This window comes from Amycolatopsis sp. lyj-109 (assembly GCF_046548995.1).
Taxonomy (GTDB): Bacteria; Actinomycetota; Actinomycetes; order Mycobacteriales; family Pseudonocardiaceae; genus Amycolatopsis.
On record NZ_JAJPWR010000004.1, the window covers coordinates 458,488 to 484,525 of the forward strand.

Annotated in this window: 22 protein-coding genes; 12 read left to right on the top strand and 10 right to left on the bottom strand. The window is 69.3% G+C overall.

Annotated elements, in window-relative coordinates:
* Nucleotides 1-87: 87 nt before the first annotated feature.
* The 9 genes from ACLJQF_RS11915 to ACLJQF_RS11955 all read right to left on the bottom strand — a co-directional run bounded on the left by ACLJQF_RS11915 (nucleotide 88) and on the right by ACLJQF_RS11955 (nucleotide 9,745).
* The gene (locus ACLJQF_RS11915; RefSeq protein ID WP_410608325.1) at nucleotides 88-1,128 is read right to left on the bottom strand and encodes a LacI family DNA-binding transcriptional regulator; all 1,041 of its coding nucleotides are present in this window, start codon (nucleotides 1,126-1,128) and stop codon (nucleotides 88-90) included.
* A gap of 30 nt (nucleotides 1,129-1,158) precedes the next feature.
* Complete coding sequence (locus ACLJQF_RS11920; protein ID WP_410608326.1) at nucleotides 1,159-2,535, bottom strand: family 43 glycosylhydrolase; 1,377 nt, start codon at nucleotides 2,533-2,535, stop codon at nucleotides 1,159-1,161.
* A gap of 212 nt (nucleotides 2,536-2,747) precedes the next feature.
* Nucleotides 2,748-4,025 (bottom strand): ricin-type beta-trefoil lectin domain protein, encoded by a 1,278-nt coding sequence (locus ACLJQF_RS11925; RefSeq protein ID WP_410608327.1) that lies wholly within the window; start codon nucleotides 4,023-4,025, stop codon nucleotides 2,748-2,750.
* Between the two features lie 53 nt (nucleotides 4,026-4,078).
* Nucleotides 4,079-5,092, bottom strand: a complete 1,014-nt coding sequence (locus tag ACLJQF_RS11930; protein ID WP_410608328.1) for a GDSL-type esterase/lipase family protein — start codon at nucleotides 5,090-5,092, stop codon at nucleotides 4,079-4,081.
* Between the two features lie 15 nt (nucleotides 5,093-5,107).
* Entirely contained in the window at nucleotides 5,108-6,025 is a 918-nt protein-coding gene (locus ACLJQF_RS11935; protein ID WP_410608329.1) for an alpha/beta hydrolase family esterase, read from the bottom strand.
* Between the two features lie 50 nt (nucleotides 6,026-6,075).
* Nucleotides 6,076-6,969, bottom strand: coding sequence for an alpha/beta hydrolase family protein (locus ACLJQF_RS11940; protein WP_410608330.1), 894 nt, complete (start codon nucleotides 6,967-6,969; stop codon nucleotides 6,076-6,078).
* 499 nt (nucleotides 6,970-7,468) lie between these two features.
* Nucleotides 7,469-8,431, bottom strand: coding sequence for an arabinan endo-1,5-alpha-L-arabinosidase (locus tag ACLJQF_RS11945; RefSeq protein WP_410608331.1), 963 nt, complete (start codon nucleotides 8,429-8,431; stop codon nucleotides 7,469-7,471).
* Between the two features lie 99 nt (nucleotides 8,432-8,530).
* Entirely contained in the window at nucleotides 8,531-9,385 is an 855-nt protein-coding gene (locus ACLJQF_RS11950) for a hypothetical protein (protein WP_410608332.1), read from the bottom strand.
* 3 nt (nucleotides 9,386-9,388) lie between these two features.
* The gene (locus ACLJQF_RS11955; protein WP_410608333.1) at nucleotides 9,389-9,745 is read right to left on the bottom strand and encodes a nuclear transport factor 2 family protein; all 357 of its coding nucleotides are present in this window, start codon (nucleotides 9,743-9,745) and stop codon (nucleotides 9,389-9,391) included.
* 166 nt (nucleotides 9,746-9,911) lie between these two features.
* Between ACLJQF_RS11955 and ACLJQF_RS11960 the strand changes: the two genes are divergently transcribed.
* The 4 genes from ACLJQF_RS11960 (at nucleotide 9,912) to ACLJQF_RS11975 (ending at nucleotide 13,942) form a co-directional block, all read left to right on the top strand.
* Nucleotides 9,912-10,487, top strand: coding sequence for a PadR family transcriptional regulator (locus ACLJQF_RS11960; protein WP_410608334.1), 576 nt, complete (start codon nucleotides 9,912-9,914; stop codon nucleotides 10,485-10,487).
* A 362-nt stretch (nucleotides 10,488-10,849) separates the two neighbouring features.
* Nucleotides 10,850-11,578, top strand: coding sequence for a FadR/GntR family transcriptional regulator (locus tag ACLJQF_RS11965; RefSeq protein WP_410608335.1), 729 nt, complete (start codon nucleotides 10,850-10,852; stop codon nucleotides 11,576-11,578).
* Between the two features lie 55 nt (nucleotides 11,579-11,633).
* Nucleotides 11,634-12,812 carry a CynX/NimT family MFS transporter gene (locus tag ACLJQF_RS11970; RefSeq protein ID WP_410608336.1) on the top strand — a complete coding sequence of 393 codons (1,179 nt, stop codon included), beginning with the start codon at nucleotides 11,634-11,636 and terminating at the stop codon, nucleotides 12,810-12,812.
* 5 nt (nucleotides 12,813-12,817) lie between these two features.
* Nucleotides 12,818-13,942: a hypothetical protein gene (locus ACLJQF_RS11975; protein WP_410608337.1), complete on the top strand. Its 1,125-nt coding sequence runs from the start codon at nucleotides 12,818-12,820 to the stop codon at nucleotides 13,940-13,942.
* Between the two features lie 168 nt (nucleotides 13,943-14,110).
* Here ACLJQF_RS11975 and ACLJQF_RS11980 read toward each other — a convergent pair whose 3' ends face one another.
* Nucleotides 14,111-14,305, bottom strand: coding sequence for a hypothetical protein (locus ACLJQF_RS11980; RefSeq protein ID WP_410608338.1), 195 nt, complete (start codon nucleotides 14,303-14,305; stop codon nucleotides 14,111-14,113).
* Between the two features lie 133 nt (nucleotides 14,306-14,438).
* On the opposite strand from ACLJQF_RS11980, the gene ACLJQF_RS11985 reads away from it, so the two are divergent.
* From ACLJQF_RS11985 to ACLJQF_RS12020, 8 genes are all read left to right on the top strand, one after another.
* Nucleotides 14,439-15,230: an SGNH/GDSL hydrolase family protein gene (locus ACLJQF_RS11985; RefSeq protein ID WP_410608339.1), complete on the top strand. Its 792-nt coding sequence runs from the start codon at nucleotides 14,439-14,441 to the stop codon at nucleotides 15,228-15,230.
* Nucleotides 15,231-15,518: 288 nt separating this feature from the next.
* Nucleotides 15,519-16,205: a polysaccharide deacetylase family protein gene (locus ACLJQF_RS11990; protein WP_410608340.1), complete on the top strand. Its 687-nt coding sequence runs from the start codon at nucleotides 15,519-15,521 to the stop codon at nucleotides 16,203-16,205.
* Between the two features lie 331 nt (nucleotides 16,206-16,536).
* Nucleotides 16,537-18,612, top strand: coding sequence for an alpha-L-rhamnosidase C-terminal domain-containing protein (locus ACLJQF_RS11995; RefSeq protein WP_410608341.1), 2,076 nt, complete (start codon nucleotides 16,537-16,539; stop codon nucleotides 18,610-18,612).
* Nucleotides 18,609-19,610 carry a GDSL-type esterase/lipase family protein gene (locus ACLJQF_RS12000; RefSeq protein WP_410608342.1) on the top strand — a complete coding sequence of 334 codons (1,002 nt, stop codon included), beginning with the start codon at nucleotides 18,609-18,611 and terminating at the stop codon, nucleotides 19,608-19,610. Before ACLJQF_RS11995 ends, ACLJQF_RS12000 begins: the two co-directional genes overlap by 4 nt.
* A 66-nt stretch (nucleotides 19,611-19,676) precedes the next feature.
* On the top strand, nucleotides 19,677-20,732 hold the full coding sequence (locus ACLJQF_RS12005; RefSeq protein ID WP_410608343.1) for a LacI family DNA-binding transcriptional regulator: 1,056 nt from the start codon (nucleotides 19,677-19,679) through the stop codon (nucleotides 20,730-20,732).
* Between the two features lie 287 nt (nucleotides 20,733-21,019).
* A complete protein-coding gene (locus tag ACLJQF_RS12010; protein ID WP_410608344.1) occupies nucleotides 21,020-22,426 on the top strand; it encodes a glycosyl hydrolase in 1,407 nt (468 codons plus the stop codon).
* Nucleotides 22,427-22,456: 30 nt separating this feature from the next.
* A complete protein-coding gene (locus ACLJQF_RS12015) occupies nucleotides 22,457-25,093 on the top strand; it encodes an RICIN domain-containing protein (protein WP_410608345.1) in 2,637 nt (878 codons plus the stop codon).
* Nucleotides 25,094-25,127: 34 nt separating this feature from the next.
* Nucleotides 25,128-26,012: an alpha/beta hydrolase family protein gene (locus ACLJQF_RS12020; RefSeq protein WP_410608346.1), complete on the top strand. Its 885-nt coding sequence runs from the start codon at nucleotides 25,128-25,130 to the stop codon at nucleotides 26,010-26,012.
* Nucleotides 26,013-26,038 lie beyond the last annotated feature (26 nt).

Sequence of the window (26,038 nt, forward strand, 5' to 3'; positions counted from 1 at the left end):
GTGGCCTTGGTTGCGTTCAACGCACCCAAGGCGGCCTTCGGTGCGTTGAACGCAACCAAGGCCACATTGGGGCGCTGGTCCCAACCGTCAAACAACTTGCGAGGCGTGACACGGGCGGGGCGGCGCGGTGCTGGCCCGGTGCACCAGTTGCACCGCGGCCGACGTGCGCGTGTCGGCCGCGACGTCCCGGCCGTCGATCAGCCGCCTCAGCACGGAGACGGCGAGGGCGCCGTACTCCCCGATCGGCCGGCGAACCGCGGTCAACGCGGGACGCGCCAGCCGGCAGAGCACCGAGTCGTCCCAGGCGATCACGGACAGCTCTCCCGGCACGGAAACCCCTAGCGCATGGGCCACGCCCAGGGCCGCCACCGCCATCACGTCGTTGTCGAACAGCATCGCCGTCGGTGGCGGCCTCCACCTCAGCGCTCGCCGCGCCGTCGTTGCCCCGCCGGCCTCGGTGTAGTCGGCGTGGACGGTCCAAGCGGGAATGCCGGCCCGGGTCGCGGCTTCCGCGAACACCGCCGAACGGGCCTGGGTGTGGGCCAGCCGTTCGGGGCCGGCAACCCGCAGCACTCGCCGGTGGCCGAGCGCGGCGAAGTGTTCGAGCACCGCCCCGATGGCGGCGCTGTCGTCGATCCACACCGACGGCAGCTCCGGCCGGCCGAGCGGGCCGCCGAGCACGACGGCCGGTAGCCCCAGCTCGGCGAGCACGTCCGGGCGGGGGTCGCCGGTCAGCAGGTCGACGAGCAGGATGCCGTCGACCCGGTGCTCGGCATACCACTGCCGGTAGATCGCCGGCTCGTTTTCCCGATCCTCCGCCACTCGCAGGAGCAGGGAAGCCGGACCGGTACCCAGTTCCCGCTGGATGCCGGCGATCAGCGTCATGAAGAACGGCTCGGCGTCCAGGACGTCGGGGTGCCGGCCGACGACGAGGCCGACCGCCCCCGCACGCCCGTCGGAAAGCGTCCTGGCAGCGCCGCCCGCCTCCCAGCCGAGCTGTTCGGCGACGGCCTTGACCCGGGCCCGGGTCTGCTCCGAGACCCCGGGTCGCCCGTTGAGCGCAAAGGACACCGCGCCCTTCGACACACCCGCCGCGCGGGCGATGTCGAGGATGGTCGGTCGCTTCACCCGGCCTCCCTCAGACTTTCCCGGTCCTACTCAGCCGCCCTGCACCAGGCTGAAGTCGTCGACGTTCACCCAGTTGTTCGCGTTCGCGTCGGAAAACACGCCCACCTGGATCGAGCCGTTGGTCACGGTGATTCCGGAAACGCTCACCTTCGTCCAGCTGCCGATCGACTGGCTGATCGAAGCGGTCAGCTCACTCCCGCCGAAGTTCTTGGCGAAGATGGTCGCCTTCTTCTGCCCGCCGCTGCTCTTCACCCAGGCCGACAGCGTGTAGGTGCCGTTCGGCAGGGCGATGTTCTGGTACCTGGTCGCGGTGTAGGCGGACGACGAACTCTGCGCGATCGCCCAGCGCCCGGTGTGCCCGCCGAGCTTGTTGCTGTTGACGTTGCCGCCGGTGGTGGTCCAGCCGGCGAGCGCGTTCTGCGCGACCCGGTCGGCCTCGGCGCCCGGGTTCAGGACGTAGTTGTTGCCGCTGCCCACCGACCAGGTTCCCGCGGCGGCGTCGACCGTCCACTGGCTGAGCGAATGGAAGACCGGCGTCGTCCCGGTGAAGGTGACCGGCACCCAGTCGTTGTAGCCGATTCCGTTGCCGGCGAAGTCGCTCCAGCGGTCGCCGCCGAACACGACGAACGAGCCCGAAGAACCGGTCACCGTGAACGCCAGCCCGGTCTGGGTGACGTGGGAGAAGTCGGCGTCCGTACCCTGCAGCACGAACTCCGCGGAGTACGGGCCCATGATGTTCTTGGACGTGATGCAGTACGTGTGGGACGCGTTCCAGCCGTGCAGATCGGAGGAACAGAAGTAATAGGACCCGTTCTGCTTGAACATGATGTTGCCTTCACGGCCCCCCGACGAGCTGTTGTAGACGTTCTTGGCGGCTTCGGCCTGCAGGAAGTCCGATGAGCGGAGCGGAGAGACGTACAGGCGGGACCTGCCGCTCTTGTTGCTGAACACCAGGTACGCCTTGCCGTCGTCGTCGGTGAAGACCGACTGGTCACCGGACATGCCGGTGGAGACACCTCCGATGTTGGACTGGGTACCCGTGTAGGTGAAGTGGCCGTTCGGCGTGCTGCTCGTGCCGAACACCAGCCCGCCGTTGCCCTGGGAGACCAGCACGTACTTGCCCGTGCCGGGGTTGCGTGCGACCCCCACCCGGCCGACCCAGCCCCCGCCGCCCAGGTCCGAGGGCGTCATCGCGTTGCCTTCGAACTTCCAGTTCGCCAGATCGGTGGACGAATAGATCGTGATCGCGCTGAAGGAAACGTTGTTGTTCTTGCCGCCGCCGGGGTTGTTGTAATAGCTGACCGCTCCGCCGTACTTCACTCCGTACCAGTAGTACGTACTGCCGACCTTCAGCACCCCGCCGCCCTGGGAGTAGATCGGGTTGCCCGAGGTGTCCTTCCAGAACACGTCATTCTGGATTGTGGCGCCGGCGGCAGCTCGCGGCACGGGACTGGCCGCGTCGGCGCCCCCGACCGGCGCAAGCGCACCCACAAGGGGAAGCAGAACCGAAACGATCGTTCGCCTGAACGTCTTCTTCAGCATTTCCTGTCCTCCGTTCGGACGGCCTCTTCCGTTGCCTAGCCCCGGGGAGGCGGCGGGCTGCCGCCTCCCCGGCCCCCTCACGCCTGGCGGGTCCAGACCTGGTTGGAACCGCCCGTGCAGTTCCACAGGATGACCGGTGTGTTGTCGGCGGTGCCGCCACCGGACACGTCGAGACAGGCACCGGCCTGGGCGTTGGTGATCGTGCCGTTGGCGTTGACCGTCCACTTCTGACTGTTGCCGCCACCGCACGCGTTGATCGTCACTGCCGCCCCCGGCTGGCCGCTACCCGCGTCCATGCACTTCGTGCCGTTGTAGACCCGCAGTTCGCCGGTCGAAGCCGGGGTCCAGCGCTGGTTGGTCCCGCCGTTGCAGGTCCAGACGACCAGCGCGGTGCCGTTCGCCTGGGACAGGTTCGGGACGTCGACGCACTTGCCGGAGCCCGCGCCGACCAGGCTGACCGCCTGGTCGCCCGGCCCGGGGCCGCTGCCGCCCGGCACGTCGAGCGGGCACGTGCTGCGGTAGCCCGAAATGCCGGTCGAATCCGCCAGCGACGGGCACAGGAACTTGCTGTAGCGGGTGTCGTGGTCGACGAAGATCTTCAGCCAGGGGATGACGCGCCGCATCATCACCGAGTTCGACGACGTCGGGAACGCGTGACCCGCGCCGGCCAGTTCGAGGTATCCCTTCTCCACCCCGGCCGGAATGCCGTTGTAGAGGCTCTGGACGCTCGACGGGCTGACCGTGCCGTCGTTCTGCCCGGCCAGCAGCAAGGTGGGGACCTTGTCGGTGGTGAGGTTCTGCGACGGGCTGAACGGCGCCAGCCCGACCGTGGCCCACAGCGACGGCCGGCGCAGCGCCGCGGACATCGCGCCGCCCCCGCCCATCGAGTGGCCCATCACCGAAAGGCGCTTGGGGTCGACCCGGTTGCTGACCGGACTGCGCTGGGTCAGGTAGTCCAGGGCCGCCAGCAGCTGGGTGCCGCGGGCAGTGTCGTAGTCGTTGCGGCTGAGCGTGTCGATCCCGATCACGACGAACCCGAACGAGGCCAGCCACGGCCCCATCCAGGCCCCTTCGGCCGCCCAGGTGGCGGTGTACCCGGGCACGATCGCGATGGCCCCGAACGTGCCCTGGGAAGTGTCGGTCGGGTAGTAGATCTTTCCCGCCGCGAAGCCGTTCCCGCCGCCCACGGTCAGCTCCGCGGTCGCGAAGGTCCCACGTGTGGCCGCGACGCTCGCCGTGGTCGGGTCCGGACCCCGCTGGTACGGGTTGTCGGCGGCGGACGCACCCGCCGCGGGTACGACGAATCCGAGGGCCACCGCGGCGGCGACCAGCGCCCATCTCAGTTTGCGGAACATGCGAACGTATCCCTTCCTCGAAGTGCAATACGAGCGATCAGCTCACTTCGCCGTCACCCGATGGCCGCGGCGAGCCGGGCTGCGATCTTCCGGTGACCCGCGTCGTTCGGGTGCGTGCCGTCCGCGGTGTCGGCGGCCGGGGTGAGCCAGCCTTCGGTGGAGACGTACCGGACCTTGCCGTCGCCCGCGTTGTTCCGCGCGGCGACCGCGGCCTTCGTCTCGGTGACGTACCACTGCTTGAAGATCTCCATCGCGTGGATGGTCGCGTTCGGGTACTTCGCGCGGATCCGCTGCAGCAGCGTGACGTACGCGCTCTGGAACTGAGCGCCGGACACGTTGTGCCCCTTGTCGTTGGTACCGAGGTTGATCACCACGTCACTGACCTGGTAGCGGGAGAAGTCCCAATCCGGCGTACTGGTGTCCAGGCCGGTCTTGAAGTACCGGTCCCGCATGCCGATGCACCCGGAGGCCGGGTACAGGCAGACGCTGGGCCGGGCGATCTCGGTGTGCGCCGCACCCAGCTTCTCGCCGGTCAGCCAGCCGTACGCGGTCAGCGCCTCCTGGGACGACTTGTAGCCCGCCGTGATCGAGTCGCCGACGAACTCGACGATCCGGGACGGCACGCTCGCCATGACGGTGTGCGCGCCGGAATCCAGGACCACACCCTGGAACACCTCGTCACCGCTGTAGGAACCCGCGTCCTGGCGGTAGGCGACCCGCAGCGTGTGCGTGCCCGACGGCAACCGGGACGGCGTCAGGTTCACCGTCCCGCTCACCTTCTTGTGCGACGCCCAGGCACCGCCGTCGACGCTGGCGTAGAGGTCGACGCTGCCGCGCTGGCGCAGTTTCACCGTCGTGCCGGTGAAGCCCACCACCGCGTAGGCGCCGGTCCACCCGGGCACGTAGGCGCCCGGCGACCGGGTGTCCCACCGCCCGAAGTACCGGATGTTCGCGTCCGACGGCGAGCCGTCACCCGCGGCGGCCACGGCCGGGTTCACCACCGTGGTGAACCCGGCCACGACCGCCACGACGAGCGTCACGACCCGCGACTTCGTACCGATCGGCATGACTTCTCCTTGCTCTCAGCGGGACAGTCCGAAGAAGTCGATGGCGTACTGGGCCATGCCGTTGACCAGCACGTTGTGCGGGCCGCCCTGGACACTGATGCCCTCGACCTGGACGGTGCCGCCGACGGTGTAGCGAGTGCGGATCCAGTTCGGCTGCGGGCGGTCGGTCGTGGCCGGTGTCTGGCCGATGCCCGCCACGTTCGTCCACTGCTTGATCTCTTCGCCGAAGTTGGGGTACCGCAGGACGTCGTCGTTGGTGCCGTGCCACAGCTGCATCCGCGGCTTCAGCCCGGTGTAGCCGGGGTACGCCCCGCGGACGAGGTTGCCCCACTGCTGCGGGCTCTTGATGATCTGGCCGTTGGCACACTGGCTGTTCCACTCGGACCCGTTGGTCGTGGCGAAGCAGCCGAAGGGGACGCCCGCGAACGCGGCCCCCGCCCGGAACACGTCCGGGTAGTCGCCGAGCAGGACGTTCGTCATCATCCCGCCCGACGAGTGGCCCGTGGCGTACACCCGGCCGGCATCGGCGTTGTAGCGCTGCAGGACGTACCTGACCATGGACACGATCCCCACGGGGTCGCTCCCGCCGTCGTGCCGCAACGCCTGCGGGGAGGCCACGTCGAAGCACTTGCTCGCCCGGGTCACCGACGGGTAGATCACGATGAACCCGTAGCGGTCGGCCAGCCGGGCGAACTCGGTGTTGGTGTAGAAGTCCGGGCCGGAACCGGTGCAGTAGTGCACCGCCACGAGGACCGCGGGCCGGGGCTTCACCGTGTTCGGCACGTACAGGTGCATCTGGAGGTTCGACGGGTTCGCCCCGAAGTTCGGGATCCGGGTCAGCGAAGCAGCGGACGCCGGGGGCGCCCCGGCGAGCAGGGTCGCGGCGATCAATGGCACCGCGAGCAGACAGCGGAAGAGCTTTCCTTTGACCATGGTGTTCCTCCTTCGGTGCGGTCCAGTGCGATGACAGCGTCGGATCCCCTTCACAGTGCCGACTCCCAGGTGGTGGTGCCGGAAGAGGCGTCACCGCGGAGCCGGTCGCGAGCCGCAGTGTCGCCGTACAGGCCCCAGCGCATCCAGTCGACGAACGTGGTGGCGGCCCGGGTGTCACTGAGGTAGCTGCCGTGGTTGGCACCGCGGAAGGTGAGGAACGCCTTGGGTGAGGCCAGTTCCCGGTAGGCCTGCCGAGCCGAGGAGATCGGGCAGGTGGGGTCCTTGTCGCCGTGGATGAACAGGACCTTGGCGTGGACCGCGCCGCCGGGGTTACCCATGTCCACAGTGGACATGGGGACGGCGGCGGCGATCCGGGGGTCCGGCCAGGCGGTCAGCAGGCCGTGGCTGGTCATACCGCCCATCGAGTGGCCGGAAACGCCGAAGCCGGCGGCGGTGTCGACGTGACCGGCGAGCGGATCACCGGTGGCCGTGTTCAGCGCGGTGATCTTCGTGAGGATTTCGGACACGTCTTTGGGCAGGTTGCCGTTGTAGGCGTCCCCGATGTCGGGGTTCGCGAAGTAGGGGGCCGGGACGATGAACCCGGCCGCGGCCATGGGACGGATGAAGGACTGGGCGGCCCCCTGCGGGTTGGCGCCGTAGCCGTGGGTGTACTCGCAGGCAGGGAACACGCCGTCGGCGACGGGCGCGTTGGTGACGGGGCTGCCGCCGGGCGCGCCCTTGGCCGGGTAGTACACGTAGGTGGTCAGCTTGCGGGAGCCGCGCGTCCAGTTGTACTGGCGGACGCCGACGGCGAACCGGGTCGTCGGTGCCGTACCGCGTGTTCCCGCCACGGCCGGCGTCTGCCCGGCACCGAGCAGGGACAGGCCGACGCCGGCGGCTCCGGCCGCACCGAGAGCGAGAAACCTGCGGCGTGGAACGGTCATCGAGGACTCCTTGCCTTCACTGGAATGCCCGGCCCAGCCGTGAATGGGCGGCTTGCCGAGGTGCCCGCCGGGCTCAGTCGATTCGATCGAGAAAGCGCTTTCTCCACGGCGGCCGACCCGAACGGGGTCGACGATCACGCCGAGGATCGGGGAAATCCGGGTCAGCCGCCCACGTGTGCGGGGCCCGCTCGGAACACCGCAACCGTTGAGGTGCGGCCGATGTGGCACACGGTCATCCGATCTCCCTTGATCGACGACGCGACAGTCCGCGGGAACGCGGGCGGTGCAAGTACACAGTCCGCTACTTCCGGTAAGCATGGAACCGCACGCCTGAGACCAGAGGCAAGACCGCTCACCGTCGAATTTCGTGAACACGGGCAGAAACGGTGACAAATTTCCAACTGCAACTGAACGCTAAGCACGATACCGCGCGTGCCGGCAGCCGGATTCCGGGCCGCCGTCACCCCCTCGGCTGACGACGACCCGGTGACACGGCAGTTCAGGCGACGCTCGGCCAGCCGGCCGCGTCGTAGGTCAGGCGGTTGATGCCCAGAAGCGACGCGCCGTTGTTGGCGTAGTAGTGGTAGAAGAGCAGGTCGCCGTCGTTGGCGGCGAGCACGGCCTGGTGGCCCGGCCCGTGGATGCTGCCGTGGCCGGCCAGGATTTCGGTCCCGCCGCCGGAAGTCATCGCCACGCCGTTGCGGTCGGCGTAGGGCCCGGTGACGCTGGTGGACCGGCCGACCATCACCCGGTAGGTGCTCGACGCGCCGCGGCAGCACAGGTCGAACGACACGTACTGGTAGTAGTACTGGCCGCGTTTGACGATGAAGGGCGCCTCGATCGCGCCGCCGCCGCGCCCGGCGATGGCGGTCAGGCCGCTACCCTGGCGCAGCCCCGTCGCGGGGTTCAGCTGGATCAGCTTGATGCCCGACCAGAACGAGCCGAAGTCCAGCCACCACCGGCCCGCCTCGTCCACGATCAGGTTCGGGTCGATGGCGTTGAAGTTGTCACTGCTCCGGGATTCGATGACCAGGCCCCGGTTGGTCCAGGTGCCGGAGTTGCCGGTCGGGCTGGTGGCCAGGAAGATCGCCGAGTGGTTGGAGCCGAACGTCGACGCCGCGTAATACAGGAAATACTGGCCATTGTGGTAGGAGATGTCCGGCGCCCACAGACTGCGCCCTCCCCCGGTGTAGGCCGTGGTCCACGGCGCCCCGCCCGGGAACACCGAACCGGCGGCGCGGAAGGCGACGCGGTCGGTGGAGGTCTTCAGCGCGAGGTTGTCCCCGGTGTGCGCCACCAGGTAGCTGCCGTCCGGGCGTTTGACCACGCTCGGGTCGTGCACGCCGATGTCTCCGGTGACGCGTGCGGGATTCGGGTATGCGGCCGCAGCGGCGGCCGGTGTGACGAGGAGCGCCGTCGCGAACAGGACGACTGCGACAAACCTTGATCGAGCGGCCGACATGGTGCCTCCATTGGCAATCCGTTGATGGTGACGCTGACGGACTCACGGCTGGAAGCGCTCTCTGCGGAGATTAGCCGATTCCCTGCGATGCCGACAAGGTCAGCACGGAAGCACGCGCCGGACCGCTCGGACAGCGATCGGCGGCGCCGGATTCCACGGCTCGGCGTCCGCGGTGTCCCAGGCGTAGGCGGGCACACCGTCCCGGATCAGGTCACCGATTCCGGGCATGGAGAGTTCGGCCGCAGACCAGGTGTAGAGCGCGTCGAATCGCGGCTGGATCACCCCGAGGTCCAGGAGACGGCCGACACCACGTTCTTCGCTGATGTACCGCTGGAGGTCGTCCCGCAAGGGGTATCGGGCAGGCAGCACCCGGGACAGCGACAGGAAGATGCCGGTCATCCCCAAGCGCGGATCGCTCAGCAGTGGCGCGATGGGTGACAACCAGCTCAGCGCGAGGCGTGGGGCGGCCACCAAGGCGTGCGCGTAGAAAACCCGGGCCAGCACCAGGTTGATGAAGAAGCGCTCGACGCGTGACTCAGCCTCGGCGAGGGCGCGGTGTTCGAGGTACGCGGCCGCGATGGCCGCATTGTGCGCGCGGTACCACACCCGCGCCGAGGGCCGGCGGATGAACGACACCGACAACGCGACGCTCGGAGAGGACACCTCGCCACCGAGACCGAGCACGTGGGCGCGCGCTTCGGCGGTGTCGCGCAGGAGCCGCTCGTTGACCGCCCGCCACCAGGCGCTGCCCGGCTGGTCGCCGTCCACGGCGTTGAGCAGCCGGCGACGCAACTGCCAGCCCATGAACGCCATGGCCGCACGTCGGTAAGGCAAGTGCAGTTCGGGACGACCAGGTGGAGCCTGGTAGAGCGATTCGAGCAGCGCGAGCCGGCCGGCCGGCTCGTCGCGCACCGCGGCGACCTGCTCGGCGGCGAAAGCGGCAGCAGTGGGCATGGGTCAGAGGCCGTTGAAGAAGCCGTACAGCCGGCGGATGCGGCCGCCCTCGATCCACGCGACGTCGAAGCCGGTCACCGCGGGCTCGCCGCCCGCGGGACCGACCTGCCACGAGAAGTGGACGGCGTCGTGGTGGGTCAGCACCGTGCCATGGGTGAAGAGCATCCCGGTGAAGTTCTTTTGCGAGGTACCGATGTATTCGTCGATGGCCGCGGTGCCGTCGGCGGCGACAGTCGGATCGGTGTACGTGCCGTTCGAGGTGAAGAGGTCTTCGACCATGGTCCGCCGAACCCGGCCGTCCGTTTCGTTCCACATGGCGATGTAGTTTCCGACCAGTTCGATCGCAGCGTTCTTGTCCATGGTCACAACCTCGATTCTGCAGGCTGCTCGGAAGGAGTGCGCAAGCCCGCCTCTGATAGTAAACAAGTTGAGTATGCCCACGAAGAGTAGCTGGCGATTGAGCAGGCTGTCCAGGCGATCAGTACTAACTTTTTTTACTAATCACTCCAACTGCTACTGTGGCCCCATGGCGTTGCGGAACGCGGTGATGGCCGCGCTGCTGGAGGGCGAGGCGTCCGGCTACGACCTCGCCAAGGGGTTCGACGCGACGGTCGCCAACTTCTGGATGACGACGCCTCAGCAGCTCTACCGGGAACTGGAACGCATGGAGGCCGAAGGGCTGGTCGCGGCCCGCGTCGTCGAACAGGAGCGCCGGCCCAACAAGCGGCTGTTCTCGTTGACGGAAGCCGGCCGGGAGGCTGTCCGCGCGTACACCGCGGAATCCCGGGGCAAGCCGGCGGTGATCCGGGACGAGTTGCTGGTCAAGGTGCAGTGCGCGGACGTCGGCGACGTCCAGGCGGTCCGGTCGGCCATCACCGAGCGCATGGAGTGGGCGACAGCCAAGCTGGCTCGTTACGAGAAGCTGCGACAGCGTCTCTTGGACGGGCGCTCGGAGGAGGCGTACTTCGCCGAGGCCGAGCGCATCGGCCCGTACCTCACCTTGCTGCGCGGGATGTCGTTCGAACGCGAGAATCTCCAGTGGGGAGACATGGCACTGCGCAGGCTCAGTCAGCGCACGGGCGCCCTCCACGCCGACGACTGAGATCAGACCTTCCCCGCAGCTGACGCACTGAAGGAGCCTTTCGGGGTTCGTGCCGACCGGAGCGGCCAACTCGGCGGCCGGAACGGCCAACACGCTGGAGAACCCGGGCGAGTTGGCCGTTGCGGGTGTCGTGTTGGCCGTTGCGGGTGTCGTGTTGGCCGTTGCGGGTGTCGTGTTGGCCGTTCGGGCGATCCGCTCGCCACCGAACCGGTCTCAGCCCGGCCGCAGGCACCGGCGCACGTCCGGCGGGAGCGCCGTCAGGACGACGCAAAGCCTGTGGCGTACACCACACCGCGCTGGCATCACCGGCCATTTCCATGCTCAACTCCAGATGTGCAGATGTCCAACATTTGGAGGTTTTGGTGGAGGGATTGCAACAGCCGCGCCGGGCATCGACCCTGGCCGCGCAGGTGTCCGACCAGCTGCGGGAGCAGCTGGCCTCCGGGCGATGGCCGGTGGGCACGCGCATCCCGGGCGAGCAGGAACTGGCCGAGATGCTCCAGGTGAGCCGGAACACCATCCGCGAGGCGTTGCGGGCACTGGTGCACCTCGGCCTGCTCGAGGCCAGGGTCGGCGACGGCACCTACGTCCGGGTGACCAGCGAACTGGAGGCCGTCCTGCTCCGGCGGACGGCCACCACGCGACCGGCGGACGTCTTGGAGCTGCGGGCGGTGCTGGAGGAATACGCCGCAGGCCTGGCCGCCGAGCGGCGCTCGGAGGCCGATACCGCCCGGCTGCGTGAGCTCCTGGCGGCGGCTCGCGAGAGCAACCACTCCGGATCGATGGCGCAGATCGCCACGGCGGACGGCGCTTTTCACCTTGCCGTCGTGCGGGCCGGCGGCAACGAACTGCTGGGAGAGCTCTACGAATACCTGGGCAGCGCACTGTCAGCGCTGCTGACCGCACTGCCGTGGGACGGCGACGTCGCTGCCGAGCACGATCACTGGCACGGTGCGCTCGTCGACGCGATCGGCGCCGGCGACGCGGTCGCCGCCCGGTACGCGGCGTCCATGCTGGTGCAGGTGGCCGGGCGGTCGAGCACGGCTGCCGCCGCCGAACAAGGCGGGGCCGGTCGTCGTGCGGAAGGATGACTCGCGCAGCTTCGCGGGGCAATCGAGGAACGCCACGCAGGGCGGACGGTCCACCGTGTGGCTGCTCGTCGGCATCGTGCTGGTCGCGGCGAACCTGCGTGCCGCCCTGACCGGGGTCGGGCCGCTGCTCCCCGGGATCGCGGCGTCGACCGGCCTGTCCGGCACCGGGATCGGGCTGCTCAGCACCCTGCCGCTGCTCACCTTCACTGTCACCTCGCCGCTGGTCGGCCGGACCGCACATCGCCACGGTGCGGCCCGCACCCTGTTCTTCGCGCTGGCCGTGCTGGTGGCCGGGCTGCTCGTGCGCTCGCTGCCAGGAGTGTTCTTCCTGTTCGCGGGCACCGTGGTGGTCGCGGCCGCGATCGCCTACGGCAACGTGCTGCTGCCGTCGGTCGTCAAAAGCACCGTGCCGGAAGACCGGATCGCGCAGGTGACCGGCCTCTACGTCACCGCGATGGGTCTGCTTGCCGCCCTCTCGTCCGGGATTTCGGTGCCACTGGCCGAAAACGTGCCGGGAGGCTGGCGCACCGCGCTGGGCGGCTGGGCCGTACTCGCCGTACTGGCCATCGTGGTCTGGATTCCGCAGTACCGGCGCCCCCGCCCCACGGCGGCGACGCCTGCCACGCGGGAGCGCATCCCCTGGCGTTCCCCTCTGGCCTGGCAGGTCAGCGTGTTCATGGGGCTGCAGTCCCTCGGCTTCTACACCACGATCGCGTGGCTGCCCAGCATCGTTCACGACCACGGAGTGGGCGAGGCCGCCGCCGGGTGGCAGCTGTTCCTCTTCCAGATCATCGGCCTGGTCTCCAGCAGCGTCCTTCCCGTCCTGGTCCGCAGGGGGCTGGACCAGCGGCTCCTGGCCGCGGGCGCGTCGGCCATCGTCGCGGGGGGCTTCGCGCTGCTGGCCGTGGCCCCGCAGCTGGCCGTCGTGTCCAGCGTGCTCACCGGCCTGGGCGGCGGCGCGTGCCTCGTCCTCGCTCTGTCCTTCCAAGGCCAGCGAGCGGCCGATCCCGCGCAGGCGGCAGCGCTGGCCTCGATGGCCCAGTCCGTCGGCTACCTGGTGGCCGCCGTCGGACCGCTCCTGCTCGGCGCACTGCACGACCTCACCGGTGGCTGGACACTCCCCCTCCTGCTGCTGGTCGCCCTGACGCTCACCCAGGCCGCCGTCGGCGCCCGCGCCGGCCGCGACCGGCACCTGAACTCCCCGTCCCTCGTTCCCACCCCGATCGGAGACTGACCGCCATGACCACGACCGCACCCTTCAGCTACCTGGACACGCCGACCGCGGCGCCGCTGTCGATCACCGAGCTGATGCCCGGTGCCTACAACCTCCTGGAGTACGCCGCGGTCACGGCGGGCGAGCAGGTGCTGATCCTGGCCGAGCACGGCACCGATCCGGTGGTCATCCAGGCCATCGCCGCGGCGGCCGCCTACCGCAACGCCGAGGTGCACGTCCTGTCCACACCGCCGTTCAGCGCCGGCGGATGGGACCGCGAGACACCCTCACCGCTGCTGTCCGCCGCCCACGCCGCCGCCGACGCCGTGATTTCGCTGACTTGGTGGGGGGAAGTGCACACCGCCCCGCTGTTCTTCAACGAGGTCGCCAAGCAGCGGGCCCGGTTCGTCTCGCTCCACCAGACCGCCACCGCCGCGGCCCTGTCCACCGGAGCCCGGTTCCCGCTCGAGCTGTACCTCGCCCTGGAAGCCAGGACCTACGCCCTAATCTCTGCAGCCGCGGAAATCAGGGTCACCACCGCGCTCGGCACCGACGTGACCTTCCGCGACTTCACCACGGGATCACCGGTGAGCGGCCACACCAGCGCCCCGGTCACCGCCGGCATGTGGCGGCCCTTCCCGTACGGAGGCGCCAACTTCTCCCCCGACCAGACCGACGGCGTGGTCGTCATCGAGGAATCCACGGTCACCGGTGTCCCCGCCGAACGGACCACCCTGGAGCTGAAAGACAACCGCGTCACCGCCATCGACGGCGGCGCGGCCGCCGAGTTGCGGCGGTACGCACCGGACGGCTACTACATGCGCCACGCGCTCATCGGGCTCAACCCCAAGGTCCGCTCGGCAGGCGGTACCCAGTTCGAACGCGAGAAGCACGCCGGCGCCTTCTACTTCGGCATCGACGGCCTGACCCCGCAGGGAGCGGTCGACCGCGCGGCCCCCGGCCACGCCCACTGCGACTGCCAGTTCGACCGGCCCACCATCACCCTCGACGGCCGCCCCTTCGTCGACAACGGCACCCTCCTGCTCCTCGACGATCCGGAAATCCGCGAGCTGGCCGGGAAGTTCGGGCCTGCCGACATCCTGCTCGACCCCAACCCCCGCCTCGTCCTGCCGCCCCGCTACAGCCGCTGACCACGACCCTGGGCAGGCCCCGGCGGGCCTGCCCAGGGCCCCGGCAAAGTCGTGTCGTTGCAGGCAGGCACGGCTCTCGATGCCGGCCATGTGGTTGTCGAAGCCCATGATCTGTGCGCGAGGTGCCGTATCTGCTGGTCTCCGGCTGTCGCCGAGGTCGCGAATGACTCATTCGGGGCCGCGGAGGATGCTGTTGGCGAATTCGAGCGGGTGCGCTGAGGCCGCTCCGGTGGCGAGCGGATCGCCCACAACAGCCAACTCACCGCCCGCAACAGCCAACTCGACACCCGGAGCGGCCAACTCGCCCGGGTTCTCCGGCGTGTTGGCCGTTGCGGCGGGCGAGTTGGCCGCTCCGGTTGGCATGAAACCGAATTCGCCAACAGCATCCGCGGAGGTCCCGAATGAGTCATTCGCGACGTTCCGACGCGCTGCCGCGCCCGGCGGGCCTGCCCGGGGTTCGATGCCCGGAATCGCTCTCCAGAAAGAGGATCCGCTCATGCCCACGCGGACGGTCCGCCACCTCGCTGCGTTGGGCAGTTCCTTCGCCTCAGGCCCCGGCATCGAGCCCTACGCGGACAAGCGGGCCTGGCGCTCGAGCCGCAACTACGCCCACCTCCTGGCCGAGCGCCTCGGCAGCGATCTGACCGACCTCACCGTCGCCGGAGCCACCACCGCCACCATCCTGGAGCGCCCGCAACGCATGCTGTGGCGCAAGTTCCCGCCTCAGCTCCCCCGGCTTCCCCGGGAAGCCGACCTCGTGACCGTGACCGCGGGTGGCAATGACCTGGGCTACATCAGCAGCATGATCGCGCTGTCGTATCGCGCCTGGCTCTCGCAACGCCGGACGACCCGTACCTTCGCGCCGCTCCTCGCCCGGCACGGTGTCCCGGCACTCACCGAGAGCATGCTCGACCAGACCACTTCGCACCTCGTCGCGATCGTGGCCGCGATCACCAAGCAGGCACCGGGTGCCCGCGTAGTGCTCGTCGACTACCTCACCGTGCTCGACGCCGATACCCCGACCGGCCCGGACGCGCCGTTTCCCGCCGCGACCCGCGACTCGCTGCGTGCGGTCGCCGGGGCGTTGGCCGACGCCTTCGCGGACGCGGCGAAGCTCTCCGGCGCTGATCTGGTGGCGATGAGCCGGCTCAGCGAGGGACACGGACTCGCCAGTGCGCACCCGTGGGTGAACGGGTTCATTCCCCAGCAGCCGACAGCGTCGTTCCACCCGACGCTCGCGGGGATGACCGCGGTCGCCGACGCGGTGATCGCCCACCTGGACGGCTGACCCCTCGGAGGAGGCCCCCCGCGCCAATCGGCCATCGATACGGCCAAGAAAGCGCTTACTCACGACTGGACTGATCGGGTCGCGGAGGTTGACAACCACTGAACAGGCTGGCTTGAATCGGCTCATCGCGACGGCGGCGGTGCGCCGGTTCCGGTCCAGGCGTGCCGCCGGGTACGCCCAGCTCATCTTTCGCAGCCGTCGCCTTTCGTCGCCACCCGGGTGGGCAGTTCGAACCGCCGCACGAGCGCGCGCACACCGCCCATGGCCGAAATCGAAGGGACGAGACCCATGCACACCAGCACAAGTCAATCGAAGCGAGCCCTCGTCATCGGACTGACCGCCGCCATGGTCGCCGCGGCGAGCGTCGGCAACACGGGCGTGGCCGAAGCTGCCGCCTGCAAAGGTTACGTCGGGCTCACGTTCGACGACGGGCCCTCCCCCACGAACACCCCTCGGCTGCTCAACGCCCTCAAGCAGAACGGGCTCCGGGCCACGCTGTTCAACGAAGGCCGGTACGCCGCCGCCTATCCCTCCCAGGTCAAGACCGAGGTCGACGCCGGCATGTGGATCGGCAACCACAGCTACACCCACCCGCACCTGGTCCAGCTGAGCAAAGCGCAGGTCGACAGCGAAATCGCCCGGACCCAGCAGGCCATCGCCGCGGCCGGAGGCGGCACGCCCAAGCTGTTCCGCCCGCCGTTCGGCGGCACCAACTCGACGGTGAAGTCGGTCGAGGCCAAGTACGGGCTGCGGGAGATCATCTGGGACATCAGCTCCGGCGACTCGAGCGGCGTCAGCGTCGACAGGATCGTGCAGGCCAACGCCAACCTCACCGACGGCCAGATCATCCTCATGCACGACGGACCCGCCAACACGATCGCCGCGATCCCGCGCATCGCGCGGGGACTGGCCGGCCGTGGCCTGTGCGCGGGCATGATCTCGCCGCAGACCGGCCGCGCCGTGGCACCGAGCTGACCCCAGGGCCTTGCCCGACGGGCTCGTGAGTGCCGAACCGGCGGAGAAATTCGGCTGCTGCCACATTCGAACCGTTCGACATTTTGTGGTTGACCTCGCTGAACAAATCCGCGGCCGTGCACGATCACAGAAATTCCCGCGGCAAGCCTTGCGGCTATCACTGACTTGCGGTTCCATCGTCACCAGAACCGCACGTAGTCGCTTGTGTACGCTCCCGATCCGGCTCCGGCGCTTCCCGCTCCCTGAACCAAGTAAGCGCTTTCAGTTCTCGCCAAGGCACTGCGCGGCTCGCGCGATCTCCCCGGAGACGCTGACCATGAGAGGACCGACGATGAGCAGGCAATCGAGTCGCCATCGGAGCGCCGGGCTCGCCGTACTCGCGGTGGTGGCGCTGACCGGCGCGATGTCGAGCGGTGGCCAGGCCGCCGCCGCGGACGCTGCGCCCTGGCCGGCGAACCCCGGCTGGCAGCAGTACGTCCAGGCACCGGCCACGCCGAACGTGACCCCGGTCGCCGTGGTCAGCACGTCGGGAAACGTCACCAACGCGGCCGCGCTGGTCTCAGGTGGGACCGGCAGTGCCAAGCTGACCATGGCGTCCGGCGGGCCCGCACCCAAGATCCTCCTCGACTACGGCAAGGACGTCGGTGGCTTCCCGTACTTCGCGGTGACGGCGGCGAGCGGCAACCCGGTGCTGCGCGCCGCCTACAGCGAGGGCAAGCAGTTCATGAGCGCCAAGGGGGACGGCGGCGGCGCGTTCAACGCGGGCGACAAGTCCAGAGCCAACAGCTACACCGTCCGCGCGGCCGGAACGATCACCCACAGCTTGATGCAGGGCGGCGAACGCTTCCAGGAAATCACACTGACCTCCCCTGGCTCCGTCACACTCAGCGCGGTCGGCATCCGGTTCAGCGCCTACCGCGCGACGGCGGACCAGTACCAGGGGTACTTCATGTCCAGCTCGGACGAGTTGAACAAGATCTGGTACGCCGGCGCCTACACCAACCAGCTCAGCATGCTGCCCCCAGGAATGGGGGGCGTCAGCCAGCTGCCGCTGATCCTGGACGGGGCCAAGCGGGATCGCAACGTCTGGATCGGTGACATCTACGCGGAAGGCCCGACGAACTACGTCAGCCTGGGCAGCAACGGCAACGAGTACCTCAAGCAGTCCATCCGGCTGCTGGGTAGCCACCAGCTCAGCAGCGGCTTCGTCACCGGGTGCCTGGCACCGCAGACACCGGTGCACACCGGCCCGCCCATTCCGGGCACGACCGCGTGCTACTCGACGAGCTACTCCCTGTACTTCACCCCCGACCTGGCCGACTACTACCGCGCCACCGGCGACCTCGCCTTCGCCCGGCAGCAGTTCCCGATCGTGCAGCGGCAGCTCGGCTGGAACGCCTCCCGGCTCAACTCGCTGGGCCTGCTGGTCACCGACACCAGCGACGGCCTGGACTGGGACTGGTACGACGGCAACAAGACCGGCGCGGTGAGCATGTACAACATGCTGTATTATCTGAACCTGACCGAGGCCGCGTACCTGGCGCGGGAGACGGGCCAGCCCGATCTCGCGACGCAGTACACCGCCAAGGCCGCCGCCCTGCGCACCGCGATCAACACCAACCTCTTCAACTCCCGCACCGGCGTCTACGACCTCAGCGACAAGAAGCGCGGCACCGTCACCCAGGACGCCAACGCCGCCGCGGTCACCTTCGGCGTCGCGCCGGCCGGCGCCGTCCCCGGCATCCTGGCCAAGCTGAAGTCCACGCTGTGGGGCGCCCACGGCCCCCAGCCCTTCTCCGCCGACACCGGCTACTCCAAGCTGGTCAGCCCGTTCGTCTCCGGCTTCGAGCTGCGCGCCCGGCTGGGCACCGGCGACACCACCGGCGCGATGCAGTTGCTGACCGACGTCTGGGGCCAGATGGTCCGGCCCGGCCCGAACTACACCGGCGCCCTGTGGGAGAACCTGAACCCCGACGGCACCATCCCGAAGGGCAGCACGAGCCTGGCCCACGGCTGGGCGTCCGCCCCCACTTCGGCACTGACCGGCTACGTGCTCGGTGCCCGCCCGGTCAGCGCCGGTTATGCCACCTGGGTCGTCCAGCCGCAGCCCGGATCGCTGAGCTGGACCGTGGGGCAGGTACCCACCCCGCGCGGGCCGCTGGCGGTCAAGTGGGGCCGCGCGAGTGGCGGCGAGTTCGACATGGACGTCACCGCCCCGGACGGGACCAGCGGCACCATCGCCGTCCCGGCCTCCGGCGCGAACACGGCGATCACCGTGAACGGAACGAGTGTCTGGGATCACGGAACATTCACCGCCGGTGCCGGAGTCACCAGCGCACGCAGCGACGGGTCCTACGTCTACCTGTCCGTCGGCGCCGCGGGCACCTACCGCGTGGTCGCACGATGATCATCCCCGTCATCGGTGCACTCGTCGCCCTGTCCGTGCTCCCCGGCACGGCGGACGCCGTCAATTACTCGTTCACCGTTCCACGCGGCGACTACGAGGTCACTTTGACCTTGGGCAGTGCGACCCAGCCCGCGCAGACCGGTGTCCAGGTGGAGGCCCGCCGCACCATGCTCGCGCCCATCAGCACCCGCGCCGGGGAGTTCCGCCGGGAGGTGCTGGCGGTGAACGTACGCAGCCCGGAAAGCATGCCCACCGGCGAGGAAGGCGCGGGAACGCCCGGCTTGCAGGTCCACCTCACCGGAAGCCACCCGGCCGCGCTGAACGTCTCCGTGGCACCCGTGCGCCGGCCGCGGCTGTTCGTGGTGAGCGACTCCACCGCGTCGGACTGGCTCAAGGGCCCGAAGCGGGGCTGGGCGCAGGAATTGCCGCAGCTGCTGAAGCCGGGGATCGTGGTCGCGAACTACGCGGACTCGGGTGAGAGCACCGGGAGCTGGCTGAGCAACCCCCGACTGTTCGCCACCGTGAAGCCGTTGATCCGGCCCGGCGATGAAGTGCTGATCCAGCTGGCGCACAACGACAAGACCACACCGGAGAGCACGTTCCGGGCCAACCTGGGCAAGCTCGTCGACGGCGTCCGCGAGCGTGGTGGGTTGCCGGTCCTGGTCACCCCGCCGGTGCGGCACCAGTTCGGCCCGAACGGGAAACTCACCCCGACCGGGCTGATCGTCAACAACCTCGGCGTCGACCTCCCCGCGGTGATCCGCGACGTCGCCGGCAAGCTGCACGTGCCGCTGATCGACCTCACCGCACGCAGCCAGGCGCTGCTGGAACGGCTGGGCGAAACCGCGTCCTGGCCGCTGTACCTGACGGTCCAGCACGACGGTGTTCAGGACTACGCGCACTTCTCCGAGTACGGCGGAACGGTCATGGCCGGTTTCGTCACCTCGGGCATGACCGACGCCCACCTGCCCGCCGCGGGCTCGCCCGGGCCACGGTGACGGGAGCAAGCATGAGCCGGCACGCCACCTCCGCCCCGATCGATCGCCGGGTAATAAGGTGGGTGAATGGGGCAGGACGAGGGTGGCAGCCCGCAACGGTCACGCCGGGCGAGTATCCGGCAGGTCGCCGCCGCCGCGCGCGTGTCCACCTCCACCGTGAGCAACGTGCTGAACAACCCGGATGTCGTGGCCACGAGCACCCGGCGCCGGGTGGAGGACGCCATGGCCGAGGTGGGCTACGTCCGCAACGGCGCGGCCCGCCAGCTGCGCGGCGCGCCGAGCACGATCGCCGGCTGCCTGCTGCTGGACACCGCCAACCCGTTCTTCGCCGAGGTCTCCCGGGGCATCGAGGACCGGCTCACCGAAGCCGGCTGCCTGCTCATCGTCGGCAGCACCGACGTGCGCGCCGCCCAGGAGAACAATTACCTGCGCATGATGGAGGAACTGGGTGTTCGCGGCATCCTCGTCAACCCGTCCGGTTCGCGGCTGGACCGGCTGGTGCACCTCAGCGCGCGCGGCACACCGGTGGTCCTGGTCGACCATCCCCGGGCAGGTGCCGACCTCTGCGCGGTCGCCGTCGACGACGTGCACGGCGGCGGCCTGGCCGCCGACCACCTCCTTGCGCTCGGACACCGGCGGATCGCCTTCCTGGGCAGCCAGGCAGGCATCCGGTCGCTGCGAGACCGGGGGGAGGGAATACGCCGGTCGATGCGGAAGGCCGGATTGGACGCGTCCTCGACGCTGGTCGAAATCCCGGTGCCCGAGCCGTGCACGGTCGATGTGGCCGACTCCGTCGTCGATCAGGTGCTCGCGGTATCGCCGTGCCCGACCGCGGTCATCTGCTTCAACGACGTCGTCGCTTTGGGAATGCTGCGCGGTTTACGCCGGCACGGCATTCCGGTGCCCGCGCAGATGTCGGTGGTCGGGTACGACGACGTCCAGTTCGCGGAGCAGCTCTCCCCCGCACTGACGACCGTCCGCCAGCCCAAGTACCAGCTCGGCCGCGCCGCCGCCGAGCTGCTCCTGGCCGAGGACCGTCCCGGCCACCAGCACCAGGAAATCCGGTTCACCCCGGAACTGGTCGTGCGTGCCTCCACCGCGCCCCCCGCCACCGGCGGCTGACCGAGCACGCTCTTCGCGCATTCGGCTCCGCTGCCTGGTTCCGATGCCGCTGTTTCCGTTGCGCCGTCCAGTCCTTCGCCTCGCTGCCCGTCCGAAGTAAACAGCAGAGGGGTATTGCCGGACGGTGTTTTTCGGCGGTACGGTCATGACACCGGCCGTTACCAAACCGGCTCTCCGGTGAAGATCAATTGTAACGTCGCAAGTCGCCTCCCACCCGATTGGTGGGTCCGGGCACCCACGAGCCCGCCAAGGCAGTACTCCGCACAACGCAGTGCTTGGAGGAGACGATGAATCCTGTTCCCACCGCCCCGCCGAGACGTCGAAGCCGGTGGCTCGGTGCGCTGTCGGCCACCGCCCTGGTGGGCGCGACCCTGCTGGTCGCTCCCGCCGCGTCGGCAGCGACCAGCGGCACGCTCGTCGGCGCCGGTTCCGGCCGCTGCCTGGACGTGACCGGAGCGAGCCAGGCCGCCGGAACCGCGGTGGAGCTCTGGGACTGCCACGGCGGCGCCAACCAGAACTGGGCGACCACGCCGGCCGGGGAACTACGCGTCTACAACGGGACGATGTGCTTGGCAGCACACGACAACCAGACGACTGCCGGCACGAAGGTGGAGATCGGGAACTGCACCGGCGGGCAGAACCAGAAGTGGCGACTCAACGCCGACACCACGATCACCGGTGTGGCATCCGGGCTGTGCCTGGACGTGTCGGGGGCCGCGACGGCGAACGGCGCGGCCGTGGTGCTGTGGAACTGCAGCGGGCAGAGCAACCAGCGGTGGGCGTTCAACGGCGGGGGTGGCGGCGGCGGTGATTGCAACGTCGCAACGGTGGATCCGAACGCCACCCCGCAGGCCCGCCGCCTGCTGTGCTACCTCTACAGCCAGTACGGCAACCACATCGTCTCGGGCCAGCAGGAAACCAACGGCAGCGAGAACGAGTTCAATTTCCTCTACACCAACACCGGCAAGACCCCGGCGATCCGCGGGCTGGACATGTGTGACCGCCCCGGCGCCGTCGACCGGGCAGCCGCCTGGTGGAACGCCGGAGGCATCCCGATGATCGGGTGGCACGTCGGCGCGCCGGCCACCAGCCGCTGCAACTACGGCGGGACCGCGTCGATCAACAACACCCTCACCCCCGGCACCCGCGAGTACACCTCCTACACCGCCGAACTGGATGAGGCGGCGAGCCAGTTGCTGCGCCTGCAGTCCCAGAACGTCGCCGTACTGTGGCGGCCGTACCACGAGGCCGGTGGCACCTGGTTCTGGTGGAGCAAGGAGGGCGGCGCGCAGTACCAGCGGCTGTGGAAGTTCCAGTTCAACTACTTCGTCAACGTCAAGGGCATCCACAACCTGGTGTGGCTGTGGCCGTCCAACGGCGAGCCGAACTCCGCGTTCTACCCCGGGAAGTCCTATGTGGACGTCGGTGGCGCGGACACCTACGTCAACGACCGCGGTCCGCTGACGTCGCTGTTCAACTCCACCCGCGGCGTCGTCGGCGCGACGATCCCGATCGCCCTGCACGAGAACGGCGCCATCCCCGACCCGGCCCGGCTTCAGTCCACCAGCACCCGATGGGTCCTGTTCATGACCTGGAACGGCACCTGGATCACCGGCCAGGACCCCGGCTACCTCAGGACCACCTTCACCAGCCCCTACGTCGTCACCCGCGACGAAGTGCCCAACCTCAGGTAACCGGAACTCCGCACCCGCCATGGAGGAAAGATGAGAGCGCGTTTCGCACTCGTGTCACTGCTCGCGGTCGTGCTCGGCGCGGGGAGCGGGGGCCTGCAGGCTTCGGCGGCACCGGCAAGCGCCGAGCCGGTGGCCCCAGCCGACGTCAACGGGGCCACCGCGGGCAATGCGGCGATCACCTCGGTCGACCTGGCCGGAAGGTGGAGCTTCACCCCGGCGGGCCGGGCGACGACTTCGATCGCGGTGCCCGGTGGTGGCTGGTACAAACAGGGCTTCACCGACGTGAACGAGGCGGTGTACTCCCGCACCGTCACCGTGCCGGACGCGGGACAACCGCAGTCCACCTGGATCGAGTTCGGTGCCGTCAACCACCAGGCGACCCTGTCGGTGGACGGCCGGGTCGTCGCCACCCAGACCACCTCGTTCACGCCGTCCCACTTCGACATCAGCGCCTATGCCGCCCCCGGCACGACCCACACGATCAGCGTGGCCGTCAAGGGCCGGGGGGCGTTGAAGACGGCGGCGGGCAAATACCTCGTCCCCCAGGCCGCCGAGTGGTCGGAGGCGGTACCGCAGGGCATTTTCCGCTCGGCGGTCCTGCGGGTTTATCCGGCCGTGTACGTCAGCGACGCGTTCGTCCGCACTTCCGTCGCCGACCGGACTCTCACTTACGACGTATCCGTCACGAACACCTCGGCCGCCGGCCGGACCGTAACCCTGACCGGATCGCTCGCCTCGGACACCGGTGCGTCGTTCAGCTACCCGGCGCTGCCCAGCCGCACGGTCACCGTGGCCGCCCGCTCGACCGCCAAGGTGACGGTCGGGCCGGTGGCGTGGGACCTCGGTGCCGCCTCGTACTGGTGGCCCAACGTGCCCTACCGCGCCGGGTACCGCGCCCAGCTGCACACCCTGTCGGTGCACGCGGCGACGGACGACGGCCGCACCAGCGACGCGAGCTACCGGTTCGGCTTCCGGGAAAGCACCCAGAACGGCGAGCACTACTACCTCAACGGCGTGCGGGTGAACTATCGCGGCGACAGCCTGCAGGGCGCCGACTACGACCGGATCAACAACGGCGGCAAGGGCGACGCCTACGACACGCTGCCCGGCTTCCTCCCACCCTCGGCAGGCAACGGCGGCTGGCCGCAGGCGGTCGACAACTACCAGCGGCTCAACTACAACGTCGTGCGGATCCACCAGGAGCCGGCCAGCCCGTACATGCTCGACGTGGCCGACGAGCTGGGTCTGATGATCATCGACGAGACCGCTATCCGTGGCTGGGCCCAGGACCTGGCCGCCGGTCGCCAGTACAACGTGAACCACGCCCGCGACCTCGTCCTGCGCGACCGCAACCACCCTGCGGTCGTCCGGTGGAGCCAGATCAACGAACCGAACTTCACCGATGACTCCGAGAGTCTCGAGCAAGCCCTCTATGCAGCGATGAACGGCAACGACGGCACCCGGCCGATCAGCATCGACGCCTCCCCCGGCGGCGATGCGCCCAGCCGGTACCCGAACATGAACTATCCCAACTTCGCCATTTTCCCGCACTACCTCGACGGAAACAGCAAGTACGGGGAGGCCGTGCGTCCGGTGGCCGGAAGGCCCGACGGCGAGGGCGAGTACCTCTGGCCGGCGTGCAGCACCAAACAGGGCTTCCTGTGGTTCGGTACGACAACCGTCGCCAAGCGCGGCAAGGACGCCGACGACCTGCGCCCGTACACCTTGCTCTCCGCCTGGGCCGGCTTCGTTCCGGGGGTGCGGACCACCGACTTCCTCACCGAGGAGAACCGCCCCCCGGTCTACGGGGCCGACAACCTGCCTGACCCGTGGAGCAACTCGGTGGTCCAGCGGGTCCAGGCGGCGTTCAACCCGGTCGCCGCGATCGACCTGCCCTACTGGTCGGCCTCCGGCGCATCGGACTCGAACGCCACCTTCCCGCTCCCGCAAGCGGTGGGCACCTACTCCGCCGGCAGCACGATCAGCCGCACCATCACCGTGTTCAACGACGATTTCAGCGGCACCGCGGTGGGACTCGACTGGAGCGCGCGGCTCGACAGTCCTACCGGGACGGAGGTCGCGTCCGGGAGCACGACCCTCACCATCCCCCTGGGCGCCCGGACGGCGCACAACGTGTCGTTCAAGGCTCCGGCCGGCGGCTCACGGGTGTATCTCGTCCTGTCGACCACCAAGTCCGGGATCACCACGTTCCGCGACTCGGTGCAGTACTTCGCCCTCGGCAGTGCCGGCCCGGCACCGGGCAACTACCGCATCGTCGCCCGCCACAGCGGCAAGCCGCTGGCCATCGCCGCCGGCTCCACCGCCGACGGTGCCAAGGCCGTCCAGCAGTCCGGAACCGCGCCCTGGGCCGTCAGCGCCGCTCAGGGCGGCACCTACACCCTGCGCTACACCCCGACCGGCAAGGTGCTCGACGTCAACGGACACTCCACGGCAACCGGGGTGCAGTTGCAGCAGTGGACCCCCACCGGCGCCACCAACCAGCAGTGGTACCTGCGGCCGACGGGCGACGGGTACTACACCATCGTCGGCTACGAAAGCGGGCTGGCGGCCGACGTGTACGGCAATTCGACCGCCGACGGTGCCGCGGTCGTGCAGTGGACCGCCACCGGCGGCGCCAACCAGCAGTGGCAGCTGATCCCGGCGTGACAATCCACCACCACCCCCACCCACGGAGTCGTCCATGACCATGCAACGACGTACCTTCCTGCGTGTCGGCGCGGCCGGAGCGGCAGGCCTCGGCCTCGGCCTGCTCGGCGCGGGACCGGCACTCGCCACCATCACGCCGCTGGGCGCGCCGACCACGACCTTCGCCGTGGGCGTCCGCCAGTACAACTGGATGCGCGGCAACCGCCCGATCACCACCTCCGTCTACTACCCCGCCAAGGGCACGCCCGGCGGCAACCCCGTCACCAACGCACCCGTCGCCGACGGCGTGTTCCCCGTCTGCGAGTACACCCACGGCCTCGGCGGCAGCCCGCAGGGGGCACTGGCGATCATCCGGCCCATGGCCGCGGCGGGCTTCATCGTGCCAGGACCGCACTTCGGCAGCGCCGGCATCGGTGACACCTACAACGGCAACCTCGGCCGGGACGTCTCCGAGGTCATCACCCGGACCTTGGCGCTCAACACGGCCAACGACCCGCTGAAGGGCCACATCAACACCACGGCCGGTGTAGGCGCGTACGGCCACTCGATGGGCGGCATGACCACCCACTCCCTGCTCACCATCGCACCGGACCCGCGGATCACCGCCGCGATCCCGCTGGCCTGTGTGGACATGGGCAACCCGGCCCCCTCGGTCAAGGCCAAGGTCCTGTTCGTCCACGGCGACCGGGACAACACCTGTCCCTACTCTTCCGCCCGCCAGGCCTACAACGAACTGGCCCGCCCCAAGGCGTTCCTCACCTTCCGCGGCGGAGATCACGGCAACTACTTCGGCGACTCCCGCACCCGCAACACGATCGTCGACTGGATGCGCTGGAGCCTGTACGCCGACACCGTCGCCCGTGACCGCCTCCGGACCGATGCCTCCTCCAGCGGCACCACCTGGGAAGCACAGCTCTAGCGGAAATTCGCGACCGCCACCAGTCC